Source organism: Bradyrhizobium sp. C9 (assembly GCF_002532045.1).
Taxonomy (GTDB): domain Bacteria; phylum Pseudomonadota; class Alphaproteobacteria; order Rhizobiales; family Xanthobacteraceae; genus Bradyrhizobium.
Window position 1 is genome coordinate 112,971 of record NZ_NWTG01000002.1, and the last position, 17,872, is coordinate 130,842.

Annotated in this window: 18 protein-coding genes; 10 read left to right on the forward strand and 8 right to left on the reverse strand. The window is 65.1% G+C overall.

Annotated elements, in window-relative coordinates; translation table 11 throughout:
• Window positions 1–21 precede the first annotated feature (21 nt).
• A complete protein-coding gene (locus CO675_RS05430; protein WP_097671400.1) occupies window positions 22–678 on the forward strand; it encodes a hypothetical protein in 657 nt (218 codons plus the stop codon).
• Window positions 679–787: 109 nt separating this feature from the next.
• Here the strand turns inward: CO675_RS05430 and CO675_RS05435 are convergent, their stop codons facing one another.
• Genes CO675_RS05435 through CO675_RS05445 form a run of 3 tightly spaced genes read right to left on the reverse strand, consistent with a single transcriptional unit; the run spans window position 788 to window position 2,503 of the window.
• A complete protein-coding gene (locus tag CO675_RS05435) occupies window positions 788–1,210 on the reverse strand; it encodes a CAP domain-containing protein (protein ID WP_097671032.1) in 423 nt (140 codons plus the stop codon).
• A gap of 22 nt (window positions 1,211–1,232) precedes the next feature.
• The gene (locus CO675_RS05440; protein ID WP_097671033.1) at window positions 1,233–1,439 is read right to left on the reverse strand and encodes a hypothetical protein; all 207 of its coding nucleotides are present in this window, start codon (window positions 1,437–1,439) and stop codon (window positions 1,233–1,235) included.
• A 56-nt stretch (window positions 1,440–1,495) separates the two neighbouring features.
• Entirely contained in the window at window positions 1,496–2,503 is a 1,008-nt protein-coding gene (locus CO675_RS05445) for a 2-dehydropantoate 2-reductase (RefSeq protein WP_097671034.1), read from the reverse strand.
• A 163-nt stretch (window positions 2,504–2,666) separates the two neighbouring features.
• On the opposite strand from CO675_RS05445, the gene CO675_RS05450 reads away from it, so the two are divergent.
• The gene (locus CO675_RS05450; protein WP_097671401.1) at window positions 2,667–3,269 is read left to right on the forward strand and encodes a YidB family protein; all 603 of its coding nucleotides are present in this window, start codon (window positions 2,667–2,669) and stop codon (window positions 3,267–3,269) included.
• 32 nt (window positions 3,270–3,301) lie between these two features.
• A complete protein-coding gene (locus CO675_RS05455) occupies window positions 3,302–3,580 on the forward strand; it encodes a GlsB/YeaQ/YmgE family stress response membrane protein (protein ID WP_021080200.1) in 279 nt (92 codons plus the stop codon).
• Window positions 3,581–3,666: 86 nt separating this feature from the next.
• On the opposite strand, the gene CO675_RS05460 is transcribed toward CO675_RS05455, so the two are convergent.
• Together CO675_RS05460 and CO675_RS05465 are read right to left on the reverse strand one after the other, a co-directional pair.
• Window positions 3,667–4,449 carry an SDR family NAD(P)-dependent oxidoreductase gene (locus CO675_RS05460; RefSeq protein ID WP_028336226.1) on the reverse strand — a complete coding sequence of 261 codons (783 nt, stop codon included), beginning with the start codon at window positions 4,447–4,449 and terminating at the stop codon, window positions 3,667–3,669.
• A gap of 104 nt (window positions 4,450–4,553) precedes the next feature.
• The gene (locus tag CO675_RS05465) at window positions 4,554–5,315 is read right to left on the reverse strand and encodes an N-acyl homoserine lactonase family protein (protein ID WP_198964496.1); all 762 of its coding nucleotides are present in this window, start codon (window positions 5,313–5,315) and stop codon (window positions 4,554–4,556) included.
• Window positions 5,316–5,507: 192 nt separating this feature from the next.
• On the opposite strand from CO675_RS05465, the gene CO675_RS05470 reads away from it, so the two are divergent.
• The 7 genes from CO675_RS05470 (at window position 5,508) to CO675_RS05500 (ending at window position 13,722) form a co-directional block, all read left to right on the forward strand.
• Complete coding sequence (locus CO675_RS05470; protein ID WP_245452645.1) at window positions 5,508–7,136, forward strand: AMP-binding protein; 1,629 nt, start codon at window positions 5,508–5,510, stop codon at window positions 7,134–7,136.
• A gap of 15 nt (window positions 7,137–7,151) precedes the next feature.
• The gene (locus CO675_RS05475) at window positions 7,152–8,369 is read left to right on the forward strand and encodes an ABC transporter substrate-binding protein (protein WP_097671035.1); all 1,218 of its coding nucleotides are present in this window, start codon (window positions 7,152–7,154) and stop codon (window positions 8,367–8,369) included.
• Between the two features lie 58 nt (window positions 8,370–8,427).
• Complete coding sequence (locus tag CO675_RS05480) at window positions 8,428–9,561, forward strand: NADH:flavin oxidoreductase/NADH oxidase (protein WP_097671036.1); 1,134 nt, start codon at window positions 8,428–8,430, stop codon at window positions 9,559–9,561.
• 2 nt (window positions 9,562–9,563) lie between these two features.
• Window positions 9,564–10,415 carry an IclR family transcriptional regulator gene (locus CO675_RS05485; protein ID WP_097671037.1) on the forward strand — a complete coding sequence of 284 codons (852 nt, stop codon included), beginning with the start codon at window positions 9,564–9,566 and terminating at the stop codon, window positions 10,413–10,415.
• Window positions 10,416–10,645: 230 nt separating this feature from the next.
• Window positions 10,646–11,713, forward strand: coding sequence for an acyl-CoA dehydrogenase family protein (locus tag CO675_RS05490; protein WP_097671038.1), 1,068 nt, complete (start codon window positions 10,646–10,648; stop codon window positions 11,711–11,713).
• A gap of 30 nt (window positions 11,714–11,743) precedes the next feature.
• Entirely contained in the window at window positions 11,744–12,904 is a 1,161-nt protein-coding gene (locus CO675_RS05495) for an acyl-CoA dehydrogenase family protein (RefSeq protein WP_097671039.1), read from the forward strand.
• 17 nt (window positions 12,905–12,921) lie between these two features.
• On the forward strand, window positions 12,922–13,722 hold the full coding sequence (locus tag CO675_RS05500; protein ID WP_024582673.1) for an enoyl-CoA hydratase/isomerase family protein: 801 nt from the start codon (window positions 12,922–12,924) through the stop codon (window positions 13,720–13,722).
• 265 nt (window positions 13,723–13,987) lie between these two features.
• Here CO675_RS05500 and CO675_RS05505 read toward each other — a convergent pair whose 3' ends face one another.
• From CO675_RS05505 to CO675_RS05515, 3 genes are all read right to left on the reverse strand, one after another.
• Complete coding sequence (locus tag CO675_RS05505) at window positions 13,988–16,099, reverse strand: acetate--CoA ligase family protein (RefSeq protein ID WP_097671040.1); 2,112 nt, start codon at window positions 16,097–16,099, stop codon at window positions 13,988–13,990.
• Between the two features lie 195 nt (window positions 16,100–16,294).
• Entirely contained in the window at window positions 16,295–17,050 is a 756-nt protein-coding gene (locus CO675_RS05510; RefSeq protein WP_097671403.1) for a VOC family protein, read from the reverse strand.
• Between the two features lie 3 nt (window positions 17,051–17,053).
• On the reverse strand, window positions 17,054–17,848 hold the full coding sequence (locus tag CO675_RS05515; RefSeq protein ID WP_095731620.1) for an enoyl-CoA hydratase: 795 nt from the start codon (window positions 17,846–17,848) through the stop codon (window positions 17,054–17,056).
• Window positions 17,849–17,872 lie beyond the last annotated feature (24 nt).

Below are 17,872 nucleotides of genomic sequence, written 5' to 3' on the forward strand. Positions count from 1 at the left end.
GATTTGATTGCAATGTCCGTGATGCCGTCACGATCATCGACGTTGGCTGTTGCCGTTTTGGTTGCCGCGTTCGCGCTGGCGCCGATGGGCGCGCATGCGCAATGGTGGCGCAGCGCGCCGAAGGACTTTGAGGATTGTGCCGACCTCGCCGAGAAGGCGAAGTCCAAAGAAGACAAGACCGCGCAACTCGCCGACTGCAATGCCAAGTTCGCCGGACGCCGCAAGCCCGGCGGCGGCTACACCTATTACGACTTCATGCAGGATCGCAGCTTCGACATCGCCGGCCCCAATCCGACGCCGGATGAGCAGAAGAAGATCGACCAGGAATATACCGGCTATCTCGAGAAGGAGCGCCGCTCGAGCATCGTCGCGGCGTTCAATGCCAAGCAGCTCGAGCGGCAGGAAAAGCAGCAGATGCGGCCGCCGCAGCTTCAGCAGGCGTCGCTGCACAGCGAGCCAGTGCACAGCGAGCCGGCGAAGGCCCCGGTCCCGGCCGTGCGCCCGGTCAAGCCGCGGGTGGGTGCCGCCCCTCTCCCCAGGGTGCGACCGCAGGCGGCGAATTGTGTGAAGGGCACCTTCTCCTGCGACTGGCCACGGCTCTCCGACGGGCTGAACGATCTGAAGAAGCTGTTCACGCCGGCATCGCCGCCGCCGACCAAGCTCGCGAAGCGAAACTGATCTTAGAGCACCTCGGTTCTGATTGAATCAGACCGAAGTGCTCTAGATTCTTATTTTGACGCGTTTTCTTCACGCGAACCGGCGTCCACTTCGCTCGAAAACGCTATGGTCAATCGGTAATCACCATCGCCCAGAACCTGCGGTACGGTGACTTCGGATTGTCGACGAAGGCCACGCCGACGCGCTTCGCGCCCGGCATCAAGAGATTCTCGCGATGCCCCGCCGAGTTCTCCCACTGCTTCAGCATCTCGGCGAAGGCGATGAAGCCGGCGCCGATATTTTCGGCGGCGCGCTGCTTCTTCAGCGGCGCGATGCGGGTGAAGAAGCTGCCGCCCGCGGAGTGGCTGACCGATCCGGTCGCCGACATCGCCTGCGCCTGCTTCAGCGCCATCGCATTCAGCTTCGCGTCGAGCTTCACCGCAGGCATATGATTGGCGCGCCGGTAGGCACTGATCGAACCGGCATAGTCGGCGGCGCTTGCGGCCGTCGCGATGCCGAGCACGAAGGTGAGCGCGAGGAACAGCAGTTTCATCTGAGGTCTTCTCTGTAGTGGATCAGTTCGCGCGACCGCGCTTGTGGTGTCGGTGCGCGGTCGGCTTGCGCGCAGGCCCAGCCGATCGGCTCGATGCCGCGGCCGCCGCGCGCTGCTCCTGCAAACGCGCATCATAGCCCGGCGAAGGTGTCACGGTCGGCGGCGCAGCGCGGACCGGGACGATGCCAAGCGCAACAAGCGTGAGCAGCATGATGCAGGATCGTTTCATGATGTCACCTCCTCGGTTATCCGAACGCCGTGCCAGACGGTCGCCGGCGCTCGCGGTCAAAGGCCATCGCGGATCTGCTCCGGCGTCAGCCCCGGCGAACCCTTGCCGTCGGCCTCCGCCTTCCGGATCAGCGCGATGATACGTCTCGACAGCGGAACCTCGAGTCCACGGCGATCCGCGATCGCGGTGATCACGCCTTGCAGATAGTCGATCTCGGTGCGGCGACCACGCTGCAGATCCTCCCACATCGAGGAGCGCGCTTCGGGATCGATCTTCATAGTGCGGCCGAGCAGCATGTCGAACAGCGCGTCAGGCAATCGCAACAATGCCGGCATCCAGCTCGAAGGCAGCGGGGTCGGCGACATCGGCACGATCCCTTCGGCGCGGATCGCGGCCAGACCCTCGGCCATCTGGTCGGCGAACAGTTGTCGCCAGCCGCGCTGCGCGAGCTGCTGCCGCAGCGGAATGTTGGACAGCGCATTGAGCGCGTTGTTGAGATTGACGATCAGCTTGCCCCACTGCACGCCGTCGATGTTGGAGGTCGCCTTCATCGCAAGGCCCGGAACCGAGAGCCGTTCCGCCGTGCCGGCATCGTCTTGCGCGACCACGATGTCGCCCGAGGTCGAGCGATGGAAGCGGCCATCGCCGAGCGCGACCACGTTGAACGGCACCATGCCACCGAGCACCTTGCGGCCCGGCAGGCGATCGCGCAGCAGCGGCACATTGCCGACGCCATTTTGCAGGCTGATCACCGCGGCGTCAGTCGCGGCGTGGTGTGCGATCAATTCGGCGATCTCGGCCGTATCGGCGCTCTTCACCGTCACCAGCACCGTCTCGACGTCGCGCAGGATCGACGGATCGTCGGACAGAGTGAGCCGGTCCGCGGATACCACCCGCTCCGAACCGTCGAAACTGCTGACCCGCAAGCCGTTGCCTGCGATCTCCTGGATCAGCCGCGGCCGCGCCAGCAGCGCGACGCGGCGGCCGGACGCAGCCAGCATGCCGCCGACGAAGCAACCGATGCTTCCGGCGCCCGCGATGCCGATCGGCCGGTCCGCGTTCATCTGGCTAAACGTCCGTTCATGATGGCTCGATAGCAGACCTCGATAGCAGACCTGGGGTTGTCTGCCTATTTCCACGCGCCGCCGCCGCGGTGGCCCGCCTTGTAACCGTCATGGCCCGAAGCTATGTTTCCGGCTCGGGGCACGGTTGCGGCAGGAGACGATCATGGGTTTACTCGACGTACTCAACGGCATGCAGAACGGCCCCCGCGGTCCAAGCGCGCCAAGCACCCCATCCGACAGCTCGAGCGGCGGCGGAATGTCGCCGATGACGATGGCCATCCTGGCGTTGCTCGCCTGGAAGGCGGTCAAGCATTTCTCCGGCGGCCAGCCGAGCACAACCGCACCTCAGCCGACGCCGGCGCAAGCGCCGTCCCTCCCCGGCAACGTCACCGCGAGCCTGCCCGGCGGCGCCGGTGGCGGCGGGCTCGGTGATCTGCTCAAGGGCGGCCTCGGTGGCCTGCTCGCGGGCGGCGCAGCCGGCACCGTGCTCAGCGGCGGCCTCGGCGATCTGCTCAACCAGTTGCAGCAGAAGGGCCATGGCGACGCGGCCAATTCCTGGGTCAGCAATGGCCCCAACAAGCAGATCGCGCCCGGCGATCTCGCCAACGCGCTCGGCGCCGACCAGATCGACTCGCTGGCGTCGCAGAGCGGCATGTCGCGCGACCAATTGCTGCAGGGCCTGAGCCAGTATCTGCCCGACGCGATCAACCATCTGACACCAGACGGCCGGCTGCCGAGCGGCGACGAGTTGAGCGGCCGGCTTTAGCGGCGGCGTTGATTCCATCTGAGGAGACAGTCATGGGCGGCATCATCTGGGTCATCATCGTCGGCTTTGTCGCGGGGATCATCGCGCGATTCCTGTCACCGGGACCGAATAATCCGAGCGGCTTCATTCTCACCACCGTGCTCGGCATCGCCGGCGCGTTTCTCGCGACCTTCATCGGCCAGGCCATCGGCCACTATGGTCCTGAACAGGGTGCGGGCTTCATCACCGCCACGATCGGCGCGCTGGTGGTGCTGTTCATCTGGAACCGGCTGGTCGCAGCGCGCGTGATCCCCGACATCGGCAACAAGTAACGGCGAACGCTCGTTCAAAATCAAAATGCCCGAGCTTAGCCCGGGCATTTTCGTTTCTGCAAACACTGACGACGTGGATGGCTGCGTCACTGAATGAGATGCATGCCGGCGTCCATGCGGACGAATTCGCCGGTCATGTTGCTCGACGCCGGGCTTGCCAGGAAGCAGACGAGATTGGCGATGTCTTCGGCCGTTGACGCGACCTTGAGCGGCACGCGCGCGACCACGGCATCACGCACCTGCTTGGCGCCCGCCTCGCCGCGGCCCTTGGTGAACCAGGGCGTATCGATATAGCCCGGACACACCGTGTTGACCCGGATCAAGGGCGCCAGCGCGCGCGCCAGCGACTGCGTCATGGTATTGAGCGCGCCCTTGCTCGCCGCATAGGCGACCGACGACCCGCCACCGGAAATGCCGGCGACCGAGGAGACGTTGACCACGGCCGAGGGACGGCCGGAAGCCTTTGCGCCGGCCTCGAGCAGCGCGCGCGCGGCACGGACCATCTGGAACGGACCGATGGTGTTGACGGCATAAATGCGCTGGAAATCTTCTGCGGTCAGGCCGTCGAGATCATGATGCGGGACATGCTTGGTGGTGCCGGCATTATTGACCAGCACGTCGAGGCGGCCCCAGCCCTGCGCGGCCGCTGCGATCTTCTTGCAATCCTCATCGCGCGAGACGTCGCCCTGCACCACCAGCACCTCGGCGCCCTGCTTGCGGCAGGCTTCCGCGGTCGCCTCCGCTTCCGCCTTGCTGTTGGAATAGTTGATGATGAGGCGCGCGCCCTGCGTGGCGAGGATTTGCGCGGTGGCGGCACCGAGGCCCGATGCCGATCCCGTCACGATCGCGCACAAACCATCCTTGGACATCTGCATTTTCCTTGTTGTTGTGAGCCAGATGAACTCCGGCGGCGACATACCATATCGCGCGGGATGCCATCTGCAAGCCGCGCCAAAGCCTCAGGCGCGGGTCCTCACGTATATGCGTTCAGGCCCTTCTGCAGGCTGGCCCACTGTGCCTCGTCATGCCCGCAAATGATCTTGACGCCGGATGCCTCGAGCCTGGCGATCTCGTCGAGCGAGTTCAGGAACTGGTCGACATTGAGGCTGTTGCGCGGTGAGGTCCGCTGATCGAGATTGGCGCGCACGCTGAGCGAGTCGGACGCCAGGAGATATTCGCCGCTCTGATCCAGCTTGACGAGCGCGCCGGTCGTCCCCTTAGAATGTCCCGGCAGCGGGACCAGCGTCAATTTGCCGTCGCCGAACACGTCCATCTGCCGGTCGAAGATTTCCATCTTCAGCGGATGATCCCAGTCCGCCTTGATGTATCCGCGATCGAACGCGTTGTCGGCATTCGCGGCCTCGATCTCGAGCGCATGGACGAAGATCGTCGCCTTCTTGAAGAAGGCGTTGCAGCCGCAATGATCGGTGTGCAGGTGAGAGCAGATCACCACGTCGATGTCGTCGGGACCAAGGCCAACGGCCTTCAGGCTCGTCAGCACATGATCGTCGGCCGGCATGATCGGCTGCATGTATTTGGCCAGCGTGCCGAGCCGCCCTTCGGGATCGGTCGCGACATCGGGATGGCATCCGGTGTCGAACAGCACATTGCCTTGCGTGTGCCGCAACAGCACGCAGGCGACCGGCAGATCGATCATCTCGCCGCGCTCAGCATCAGGCAGATAGGTCCGCCTCGACATCCGCAGACGTCCGCCCGACAGCATATGCATCTTCATCTCGTTACCTCCCGATTGACTTCAAACTACATATGAGTTTCTTAAAAACTCATAATCAATTTGACAGCACATTACTCGCCCTTATAGCTTCCGCGCAACGCCGCGATCGCGGCAACGCGCTCAACGAAGCAGCTCTCCTGGACCGGCATCGTTGACATCGACCTGCGGCCGCCAGAGGGAAGCTTCGCCACGATGTACACCGTGTTCAGCGTGTTCGCTGCGACTGCAGATGCGGCAGCGCGCAAACCCTTCCTCTGCATTCCCGCGCGCCCCGACCGCGGCTATTTTCCCGATGGCGTCGAACTGTCCTATGACGAGATTGCGCGGCAGGTCTGCGCATTGCGCGAACACTACCGCGCTGCCGGCTTCGGGCATGGACACCGCGCCTGTCTGTTGCTGGAGAACCGGCCCGATTTCATCGTGCATTGGCTTGCGCTCAATGGTCTCGGCGTCTCGATCGTTCCGATCAACCCGGCCTATCGCGCGGCGGAGATCGCGTATCTCATCGCGCACGCCGAGCCCGACCTGATCGTCACGCTGCCCGACCAGAAGGAGTTGCAGAAGGCGCTGACCGGCACAGCACCCGTGCTCGAGGTGTCCGGCGACGATCTCGGCGCGAGCGTGACGCAGATTCCGCAAGCCCTGAGGCCGCCGCCGCGCGCCGGCGAGCCGGGAAGCCAGACCGAGGCCGCGCTGCTTTACACGTCAGGCACGACGGCGCGTCCGAAGGGCTGCATCCTGACCAACGAATACGTGGTCTCGACCGGCCGCTGGTACGTCAGCCACGGCGGCGAAGCGACGTATCACGCCGGAACGGAGCGCCTCTACAGCCCGCTGCCGCTGTTCCACATGGCCGGCCTGACGCTGACCCCGATCGCGATGATGCTGACCGGCGGCTGCCTGATCCTGCCGGAGCGTTTCAATGCGAAATCGGCCTGGCGCGACATCGTCTCCTGCCACGCAACCGTGCTGCACTATCTCGGCGTGATCGTCGCCGCCCTGCTGGCCCAGCCGGAGACGCCGGACGAGAAGGCCCATGCGCTGCGCTTCTCGATGGGCGTCGGCGCCAACCCCGAGCAGCGCGCGCGAGCCCGCGAGCGTTTCGGCATCCCCTTCGTCGAGGGCTGGGGCATGACGGAGACCGGACGCAGCCCCTTCAACACGGTCGAGCCGCGCCATCTCGAGACCAACACCATCGGCCGCAGCGTGCCCGGCCTCGAGATGACGATCCTCGATGCCGACGACAACGTGGTGGCGCCGGGCACGGTTGGCGAACTCTGCGTGCGCCATTCGGCAGCGACGCCGCGGCGCGGCTTCTTCTCCGGCTATCTGAAAGACCCCGAGGCCACCGAACAAGCCTGGCGCGGCGGCTGGTTTCACACCGGCGACAGCGCCTGGCAGCACGATGACGGCGCATTCGTGTTCGTCGACCGCCTGAAGCACTTGGTGCGGCGCGCCGGCGAAAACATTTCGGCGGCGGAGATCGAGTCCGTTCTGACAACATCCGGCCTGGTCAAACAGGCGGCGGTCGTTGCCGCGCGCGATCCGATCCGCGACGAGGAGGTTGCGGCCTTCATCGCGATCAACGACGGCGCCGCCGCGTCGCGCGAGCTCGCGCAACAGATCTTCCATTTCTGCCGCGAGCGCCTCGCGCCGTTCAAGCTGCCGGCATGGATCGCGTTCGTCGGCGAACTGCCGCTGACCTCGACCAACAAGATCCAGAAGCACACGCTGCTCGGCCCGGACAAAGACCCGCTGTCGCATCCCGGGATGATCGACCTGCGGCAAGAAAAGACCAACGCCATAAGGCAATCGAACTAGAGGAAACCAGGGACAATGACATCGAGTTACGGATGGCTCGCCGCGAGCGCTGCATTGCTGACCGCCACCTTCGCAGCCGCGCCATCCCACGCGCAGATCTCCGACGACATGGTGAAGATCGGCGTGCTGACCGATCAGGCCGGCCTCTATGCCGACGCCGCCGGCCCCGGCGCGGTCGAAGCGGTCCGGATGGCGATCGCGGATTTCGGCGGCAAGGTTTTGGGCAAGCCTATCGCGATGGTCGATGCCGACCATCAGAACAAGGCCGACATCGGTGCCGGCATCGCGCGGCGCTGGTACGAGCAGGAGAATGTCGACGTCATCGTTGATTTCGCCAATTCCGCCGTCGCCTTCGCCGTGCTCGAACTCACCAAGCAGAAGAACAAGGCGATGCTGGTGTCGTCGGCCGGCTCCTCCGATCTGACCGGGAAGGGCTGCTCGGTCAATTCGGTGCAGTGGACCTACAACACCTACGCACTCGCCAACAGCACGGTTCGGGCGCTGGCCAAGGAAGGCGCCAAGAGCTGGTACTTCGTCACGGTCGACTACGCTTTCGGCCACGCGTTGCGTAACGACGCGGCCAAGACCGTGGAGAAGGTCGGCGGCAGCATCGTCGGCGATGTGCGGCACCCGCTCAACAGCATGGATTTCTCGTCCTATCTGCTGCAGGCCCAAAGCTCGAAGGCGGACGTGATCGCCTTCGCCAATACCGGCGGTGATCTCGCCAACTCGATCCGGCAGGCGCAGGAGTTCGGTCTGGCGCAGCAGCAGAAGCTCGCGGCCTTCCTGATGCAGACCAGCGACATCCACGCGATCGGTCTGCAGGCCGCCCAGGGGCTGCAGCTCGCGACCGCCTTCTATTGGGATCTCGACGACAAGACCCGCGATTTCGCCGCGCGGTTCATGGCCAAGACCAACAAGCGGCCGACCATGGTGCAGGCCGGGCTCTACTCGGCTGTGATGAACTATCTCAAGGCAGTCGAGAAGTCCGGCACCGACGATGGCCCCAAGGTGATTGCGCAGATGAAGGACATGCCGATCGACGACTTCTTTGCCCGCAACGCCTTCCTGCGCGAAGACGGCCAGCTGATCCACGACATGTATCTCGTGCAGGTGAAATCGCCGGCCGAATCCAAGGGCGCCTGGGACTACGAGAAGCTGGTTCAGGTCATCCCGGGCAAGGAGGCCTTTGCGACGCCAGAGGAGAGCGCATGCCCGCTGCTGAAGAAATGAGGCTCTTACAAATTCGCAAGACCACAGACAAGAAACCACAAGCAAGGCTGGATATCGCATGACCGAACTGCCGCTGCTCTTCACCCCGCTACAACTGCGCGATCTCGAACTGAAGAACCGGATCATGGTCTCGCCGATGGCGACCTATTCGGCGCAGGACGGGCGCGCGACCGATTGGCACACCGCCCATATCGGCAGGCTCGCCGCCGGCGGCGCCGGCCTCATGTTCGTCGAGCAGAGCTCGGTGAACATCCAGGGACGCATCACCCATGGCTGCCTCGGCATCTGGGATGATGCGCACATCGCGGATCATGCCGCGCTCGCCGCGCTGATCCACAGCTTCAACGCCAAGGCTGCGATCCAGATCGCGCATGGTGGCCGCAAGGGCTCATCGCAGCGGCCGTGGGAGGGCGGCAATCCGCTCGGTGAGGCCGACATCAAGGCCCGCAACGAAGGCCCGTGGCCGATCGCGGCCTCGAGCGGCATCCCGTTCGACGACGGCTGGCCCGCTCCGCAGATGCTGACGTCAGAGCAGATCGATGCCCTGGTCGACGACTACCGCCAGGCGTTTCGCCGGGCCAGGGCCGCCGGTTACGACGTCATCGAGCTGCACTGCGCACACGGCTACCTGATGCACTCGTTCCTGTCGCCGCTGGCCAACAACCGCAACGACGAGTATGGCGGATCGCGCGAAAATCGCATGCGTCTGCCGCTGCGGATCGCTGCGATCATGCGCGAGGAGTGGCCCGACCACCTGCCGACCTTCGTGCGCATCTCGTCGGTCGACGGCGTCGACATCGGCTGGGGAATCGAAGACTCCATCGCGTTCGCGACCGAGCTGAAGGCGATCGGGATCGACATGGTCGACTGCTCGTCCGGCGGCATGAAGCTGCCGCGCGGCAATTCGCTGGTATCGCGCACCCCGGGCTTCCAGGTGCCGTTCGCCGAGCGCATCCAGAAGGAAGCCGGCATGCCGACGGTTGCGGTCGGGCTGATCCGCGAGCCGGACTACGCCGAAGCCATCTTGCGGGACGGCAAGGCGACGCTTATTGCACTCGGCCGCGAACTGCTGTGGAATCCGAACTGGCCCGCCCAGACGGCGCTCGCGCTCGGATGCGATCCCGAGTGGACGAGCTGGCCGGAGCAATATAGCTGGTGGCTGAAGCGGCGGGTGGCACAGCAGGGACGATAGGGATGCCGGTGGCGAAGAAGGATTTGGCGACTTCCGGTCCTGCGGCCGGCGCGCGGTCTTTCGACGGCCCCGATTTCCTCGGCGATACCTCGCGCGACCTGCCGAAGATGGACAATGCGGTCAAGTCGGCGCGGCGCGTGTTCGACGTGCTCGAATTCTTCGAGGAGCACCAGCGCGCCGCCTCCGCCATCGAGGTCGCGGCCGCCCTCAAATTCCCGCAATCCAGCACCTCGGCGCTGATGCGGACAATGACCGCGTTCGGCTATCTGCATTACGACACCAGCCGCCGCACCTATATCCCGACGCCGCGGATCTCGATGCTGGGACACTGGCTGAGCCCGGCGCTGTTCACGCGGGGGCGCCTGATCAATCTGATGAACGAGCTCTCCGAGAGAACCGGCGAGACCATCATGCTCGCGGTGCGCAACGGGCTCAGCGCGCAGTATGTCCATATCATTCAGGCCAGGTTGCCGATGCGGCTGTATGTCAAGGCCGGCACGCTGCGGCCGCTGGCGCGATCCGCATCCGGCTACGCGCTGCTGTCGGCCTATCCGGACAAGGAGGTCCGCCGCCTGGTGCGCCTGATCAACGCCAACGAGCCGCGATCCGATCGGCAGGTCGACATCAAGGCGCTGCTGCTGGAGCTGAAGAAGGTCCGCACCAAAGGGCATGCCTTCTCGCTCGGCCTGGTCACGCCGGGCGCGGGCGCCGTTGCCATGAACCTGCCGCCGATTGCGGAATCCAACGAGCCGCTGGTGCTGTGCGTGGCCGGACTGAACGACGCGCTGGTGACCCAGGAGACCGAGTTCGCCGACCTGATGCGGAAGGCGATCGAGTTTCATCTGGCGGACTGAACGCATGTTGCCGGCCAATTTGCTGCCGCGCGTGGCATACAAACCGAGGCGGTCGAAAGTTCACTATGCGGAATTCATGCGCCCGCTCCGGCTTCATGCCATCCGCGCAAGTGGCCCTGCGAGCAACGCTTGTCACGGCTATGGCTTTTCCGCATCATTGAGCGCAAGACAACATCGCAAGCAGGGCCAGCCGAACGGCGAGCCCCAAGCCAATCAACACGAGGAACGCTGTGGCGGAGAGTGAGAACATCGTCGCCGAGACCGCGGAAAAGATTTTCGCCGATCTCGCGGATGCCCAAACCATCAATCACGACAAGCAGGGCGCATGGAAGGCGCCGCTGTGGCAGGCGTTGACCGAAGCCGGCCTGCCGCTGTCCTGGGTGCCCGACGATCTCGGCGGTTCCGGCGCCAGCCTCGCGGAAGGTTTCAGCGTCCTCAACGTCGCCGGACGGCATGCGATCGCTGTTCCGCTGGCCGAAACAATGCTGGCCGGCTGGCTGCTCACGCAAGCCAGGATCGCCTCCCCGGAAGGCGAGATGACAGTTGTCCCGGCGAGCCCGAAGGACCGCGTCACGGTGAACGAAGACGGCTCGCTCTCCGGCCGCGCCCGCGGCGTGCCGTTCGCGAAAGACGCGAAGCATTTCGCGGTGCTGGCAAGCGGCAGTGGCGGCATCTCGATCGCGCTGGTCGATGCCGCGAAGTGCCGGATCGAATCCGGCATCGGGCTCGGCGGCGACCACAACGACACCGTCACGCTCGACAAGGTGCAGCCGGTCACGACCAAATCGGCGCCGAAGGGTTTTGACCAGACCACGCTGATGCTGATGGGCGGCGTGGTGCGGTCGCTCCAGATCGCAGGCTCCCTGGAATCGATGCTCGACATCTCCGTGCGCTATTCCAACGAGCGCGTCGCGTTCGAGAAGAAGATCTCCAAATTCCAGGCGGTGCAGCACAACCTCGCCCGTCTCGCCGGCGAGTCCGCCGCGGCGCTGGCCGCCGCGACCTCGGCGGCCGACACCATCGCCAACGCCAAGTCGTTCGACAATGACGCGGTGTTCCTCGAAGCAGCCGCGGCGAAAATCCGTTGCTCGGAAGCCGCCGAGAAAGGCAGCGGCATCGCCCATCAGGTGCATGGCGCGATCGGCTTCACCAACGAGCACATCCTGCACCGCTATTCGCTGCGCGCATTGGCGTGGCGCGACGATTTCGGCTCGGAGAGCTACTGGGCAGTCGAGCTCGGCAAGCTCGTCGCGAATCGTGGCGCCGACGAATTGTGGCCGCTGGTGGCTTCGCGCTGAGATCAGGCAGAAAGATCAGGACTGGACATCATGACTGCAGCCCTTCGTTTCGATCCGATCCGCCTGCCGGAAAAGTGCGAGCAGCTCCGCAAGGAGGTGCGCGCCTTCCTCGCCGAGGAAATCGCCGCCGGCACCTTCGATCCCTACGCGCCGAACCGCGAGGACAATGACGCGCCGGAATTCTCCCGCCGCGTCGGCGCCAAGGGTTGGCTCGGCATGACCTGGCCGAAGAAATACGGCGGCCAGGAGCGCTCGTTCCTCGAACGCTACGTCGTGACCGAGGAGATGCGGGTGGCGAACGCGCCGACCCGGCGCTTCTTCGTCGCCGACCGCCAGAGCGGGCCGGTGCTTCTGAAATACGCGCCCGAGCACATCAAGATGGACATCCTGCCGCGGATCTGCCGCGGCGAGGTCTGCTTTGCCATCGGCATGAGCGAGCCGAATTCCGGCTCCGACCTGTTCGCGGCCAAGACCCGCGCCACCAAGACCGACGGCGGCTATCTGATCAACGGCACCAAGATCTGGACCTCGTCGGCGCATATCGCCGACTACATGATCGCGATCTTCCGCACCTCGCCGCCGACCAAGGAAAACCGCCGCCACGGCCTGACCCAGTTCCTGGTCAAGATGAAGCAGCCCGGCATCCAGGTAAATCCGATCGGCCAGATCACCGGCCAGTTCGAGTTCAACGAGGTGGTGTTCACCGACTACTTCGTGCCCGACGATCACGTGCTGGGCGAGGTCGACGGCGCCTGGAAGCAGGCGACCTCCGAACTCGCCTATGAACGCTCCGGCCCCGAGCGCTTCCTCGAAACCTATTACGTGCTCACCGAGCTGGTGCGCGCGGTCGGCAAGAACCCGGACACCCGCAGCGCCGAGGGCATCGGACGCCTGGTGGCGCAAGTCCACACCATGCGCCGCATGTCGGTGTCGGTCGCGGGCATGCTGCAGGCCGGCAAGGAGCCGGTGGTGGAGGCCTCCATCGTCAAGGACATCGGCACGGTCTGGGAGCAGCAACTGCCGCATCGGGTGCGCGATCTCGCGGCGTTCGTCGAGGAGACCGCGACCAACCGCGAGACGCTGGAAAAGCAGCTCGATTTCGCCATCAAGACCGCGCCCAAGCTGACGATCCAGGGCGGCACCACCGAGGTGCTGCGCGGCATCATCGCGCGCGGGCTCGGCTTGCGCTAATTCAACGAGGACAGATCATGACCAAGTACACTGATATCGGCGTCGAAACCCACGGGCATGTCGGCCTGATCGAAATCCGAAAGCCGCCGCTGAACTTCTTCGACGTCGCGCTGATCAACCAGATCGCCGACGCGCTGGAGGAGTTCGACAACAACATTGAGATCCGCGCCTCGGTGCTCGCGGCCCAGGGCAAGGCGTTCTGCGCCGGCGCCAATTTCGGCGACCCGGCCCGGCAGGAGCAGGAGGAGCGCGCCAAGAGCGATCCGGCCTCGAACCTGCCGATCAACCATCTCTACGTTCAGGCGGTGCGCATCTTCCGTAACAAGAAGCCGATCGTCGCGGCGATCCATGGTGCTGCGATCGGCGGCGGCCTTGGCCTTGCGGTCTCGGCCGACTTCCGCGTCGCCTGCCCTGAGGCACGCTTCGCGGCGAACTTCACCAAGCTCGGCTTCCATCCGGGTTTCGGTCTCACCACGACGCTGCCGGAGCTGATCGGTAAGAACAACGCCGAGCTGATGTTCTACACCAGCCGCCGCGTCACCGGAGAGGAGGCCTATCGCTGGGGCCTCGCCAACGTGCTGGTGCCGCAGGACCAGGTGCGCGCCGAAGCGATGAAGCTCGCGCAGGAGATCGCCGAATGCTCGCCGCTCGGCCTGGTCTCGACCCGCGCCACCATGCGCGCCGGCCTCGCCGACCGCGTGCTCGCCGCGACCAACCATGAGCTGGAAGAGCAGACCAAGCTGCGCGCGACCGAGGACTTCAAGGAAGGCGTCAAGGCCACCGCCGAGCGCCGCGTCGCCAACTTCAAGGGGCGGTAAGCTCTCTTCCCTTCTGCCCTTGTGGGAGAAGGTGGCGCGATGCAGCGAAGCGAAATCGCGCCGGACGAGGGGTCTGCATCCGCGGAGACAGACCCCTTCACTTGCACCGCTCTCTCAACACGGTCGTCCCGGCGAAAGCCGGGACCCATGACCACCGAACTGAGTTGAAAGAGAAGCCGACGCCGCTTGTGCCTCTTTCGTCGGCCGCGGCATATGGGTCCTGGCCCCCGTGCGCAATTGCGCACTAGGCCGGGACGACACCGAGTTATTTCGGCACCACCAGCGCATCGACGATCGTCACGCCCTGCCCCTCCGGATGCACCAGCACCGGATTGACCTCGATCTCGGCGATCTCGCCTGCATGCTGCGCTGCCAGCACTGAGATCTGCGAGATCAGCTGCGCCAGCGCGGCGACATCCGCTTTCGGCGCGCCGCGGAAGCCGTGCAGCAGCGGCGCCGCCTTCAGCGTATCCAGCATCGTGGTCGCCTCCTGCGGGCTCGCCGGCGCCGGACGATAGACCACGTCTTTGAACAGCTCGGTGGTGATGCCGCCGAGCCCCACCATCACCATCGGGCCAAAGGTCGCATCCGTCATGGTGCCGACGATGATCTCGACGCCCTTCCTGGCCATCGGCCCGACCAGCACGCCTTGGATTTTTGCTTCAGGCCACGCCTTCTGCACGCCCTCCAGCATGTCGCGATAGGCGGTGAACGCCGCGCCCTTGGCGGCGATGTTGACGCGGACGCCGCCGACCTCACTCTTGTGCGCGATCGCAGGCGACTGGATCTTCATGACAAGCGGAAATCCGGTCTGATCGATCGCGGCGTCGAGCCCGTCGCGATCGGTGACCAGCACCTCATCCGGCAGCGCGATGCCGGCGGCGCGCAGCAGCGCCTTGCTGTCATGTTCGGAAAGCGTCTTCGACCTGAGATGCGCGGAAAGATCGTGCGCCCGAGAAGTCGATGCCACCATCTCGGAAGCGGGCCTGAAGGCGGCATAATCCGCCAGCCGCCGCATCGCGACGCCGACATGAGTCAGCCCCGAGAGCACCACCACGCCCGATGTCGCGAGTTCCTGCCGCGCGAAGTGCGACGGCAGCGTGTAGGAATAGAACACCACCGGCTTGTTCTGCGCCGCGATCAGAGGCTTCAGTTCGGCCTCCTTGAACGGCATCCGCGTCTCGCTCGACAGCGACAGCACGACCAGCGTCGCGTCCACTTCATCTGACGCGTCGAACAGCTCGATGCTCTTCTGCAGGCCGCCGGAGGAGACACCCTGCGCGGTGACGTCGACCGGATTGCCGGCTGCGCCATAGGACGGCATCCATTGCTTGATCTGACTCTGGATCGCGACTGAGAGCTCTGGCACGCGCAGGCCCTGCATCGACACCGTGTCGGCGCCCCAGATGCCGGCGCCGCCGGACACCGTCAGCACCGCGACACGGTCGCCCTTCGGCAGCGGATTGGTGGTCAGGACTGCAGCAATGGTCACGGCCTCGTCGAGGTCGTTGGAGACGATGAAGCCATATTTGGCGAACACCGCGTCATAAGCCGCCGACCAGCCCGCCATGCTGGCGGTGTGCGAGGCCGCCGCGCGCTCGCCGGCGCCGGAGCGGCCGACCTTGGTGACGATGATGGGCTTCCTGAGCTCTGCCGCCCGCTTCGCCGCGGCCAAAAACTTGTCGACGTCGCGGATACCCTCGATGAACAGCAGGATCACGTCGGTCGAGGGATCCTGCACCAGGTAGTCGAGGAACTCGCCGGCGCCGAGATCGCTCTCATTGCCGGCGCTGACGACGTAGCTGAGCGCGACGCCGAGCGCCTTGGCGCGATGATAGATCGCAAAGCCGATGCCGCCGCTCTGCGCGACAATGCCGATCCGCCGCCTGGTCGCGACAAGTGTCGGCGCATGCGGCTTGACGTCGACGGTCGGGCTGAAGGTCGCGGCGACCTTCTGCACCTGGCTGTAGAAGCCTTCCGCATTCGGACCGCTGATCCGCATCCCGGTCCGCTTCGCCAGCGCTACGATCGCGTCCTGCATCGCTGCGCTGTCGCCGCCCTCCTCGGCGAAGCCGGACGAGATGATGACCGCGTTCTTGACGCTGGCGGAAGCGCATTGCTCCAGCGCCGGCACGACCGCACGCGCGGGAATGACGATGACGGCGAGATCGATCGGCGCGCCGATCTCGGCGATCGAATTGAAACATTTCAGCCCGTCGATCTCGTCATAGTTCGGATTGATCGGATAGAGCGCGCCCGGATAGCCGTTCTTGCGCAGCATCGCGAGCAGCCGCCCGGGGATCTTCTCATGATCGCGCGAGGCGCCGATCAGCGCGATGCTCTTTGGGGCGAAGAAGGAATCAAGCGGATGCGGCATGGGGGCGCTGTCCAATTATTCTTGTTGCGAGCCACGATATTGAATCGGTCCAGCGAGCTCAACCGCCCTTCCCGTCATACTGAGGAGCGCGGAACGCGCGTCTCGAAGGATGCACGGCCCGGTCGGTGGCCGTGCATCCTTCGAGGCTCGCTCCGCTCGCACCTCAGGATGACGGAATTGACACTGTGTAGCCCGTTACGCCGTAAGCTTGAACGTCACGCCGCAAAGCTGGAACTCGTCGCCATCAACCGCACAGCCCCTGGCTTTCGCGGCCTCCAGCACCTTCGCCTTGCTGGCGACCTTGAACGTCAAGCCTCTCATGATCTCGCTGTCGCCCTTGACGAAGCGGAAGGTCGCGTTCGGCAGCTTCACCACGGCGTCATCAGCGGGAATGCCGACGATCTTGCCCCAATGCGCCGCCAATGCCTGCGGCTCGGAGCTCTGCATCTCGACCTCGGTCAGCGCCAGGGTCGTGTCCTTGCGGATCGACTTCTGCCAGTCCGGGCCGGCCGGTGGATAGGGCCCCAGCACATCGTCGCTGCCGTCGGTGTGGTTGAACTCGATGAAGGCGGCGCGGCAGTCGCGCGGGTGCAGTTGCACGCCGTGATACGGCGCGTGCGTGATCACGTTGGCGGTCCGCACGCCGATCGCATTGGCCTTGGCGCCCCGCGCGTCGGGATCCTCACAGCAGAAGATCGCCATGTAGCCCCCGCGGCCGCCGGTCTTCTCGATGAAACGGCCGGCCGCCGTGCCCGACCCCGGCTGAAACGGCGCCACAACTTCCAGCAGAATGGTATCGACCGGCAGCAGCGCGTTCTCGAGGCCGTATTTGGCGACATTGCCGTCGCGGTAACAGACATTGAGGCCCATGATCGCGGAAATGTCCGCGATCACGGGCGCAAGCTGCGGCGCCACCAGGCAGATCTGCCGCAGCCGCATGTACTCGGCCATCACTCACTGCCCCTGGAAGGTGGGCTTGCGCTTCTCGACGAAAGCCTTGGCCGCTTCCTTGTGGTCGGTGGTCTCGCCGGCGCGGGTGTGATGGATCGCCTCGCCGTCGAAGCAGGCCTCCAGCGTCATGGTCTCGGCATTGTTGATGTTGCGCTTGATGTAGCCGAGCGCCACCGACGGGCCCTGCGCCAGCGACCGCGCCAGCTCCAGCGTCTCGGCCTCGACATCGGCATCGGGCACCACCTTGGAGACCATGCCGAGGTTGTAGGCTTCCTGCGCCGACAGCACCGGCGACATCATGTAGAGCTCGCGCGCCTTGGCGCTGCCGAGCATCTTGGTCAGGAAATACGTTCCGCCGTAGTCGCCGGAGAAGCCGACCTTGGCGAAGGCCGTAGTGATCTTGCAGGAGGCGCTGGCGACGCGCAGATCGCAGGACAGCGCGATCGAGAGGCCGGCGCCGGCCGCCGCACCGTCGAGCTGCGCCACCACCGGCTTCGGCATCGTGTGCAGGATGCGCGAGACTTCCATGCCGCGGCGCAGGTTCGCCATCTTGGCCTCGAACGGCAGCGGCGCGCGGCCTTCGGCCATCGACTTGACGTCGCCGCCGACGCAGAAGGTGCCGCCGGCGCCGCGGATCAGCACCGCACGCACCTCGGTATCGTCCTGCGCCCGCCGCGCCGCCTCGACGAGGCCGCGCGTCATGTCGGGATTGAGCGCATTGCGCCGATCCGGACGGTTCATGGTGATGGTGAGCAGGCCCTTGTCGAGGGATTGGAGAACCATCTGATTGTCGCTCATGGCGTTTTGCCTTTCGTTGTTGTT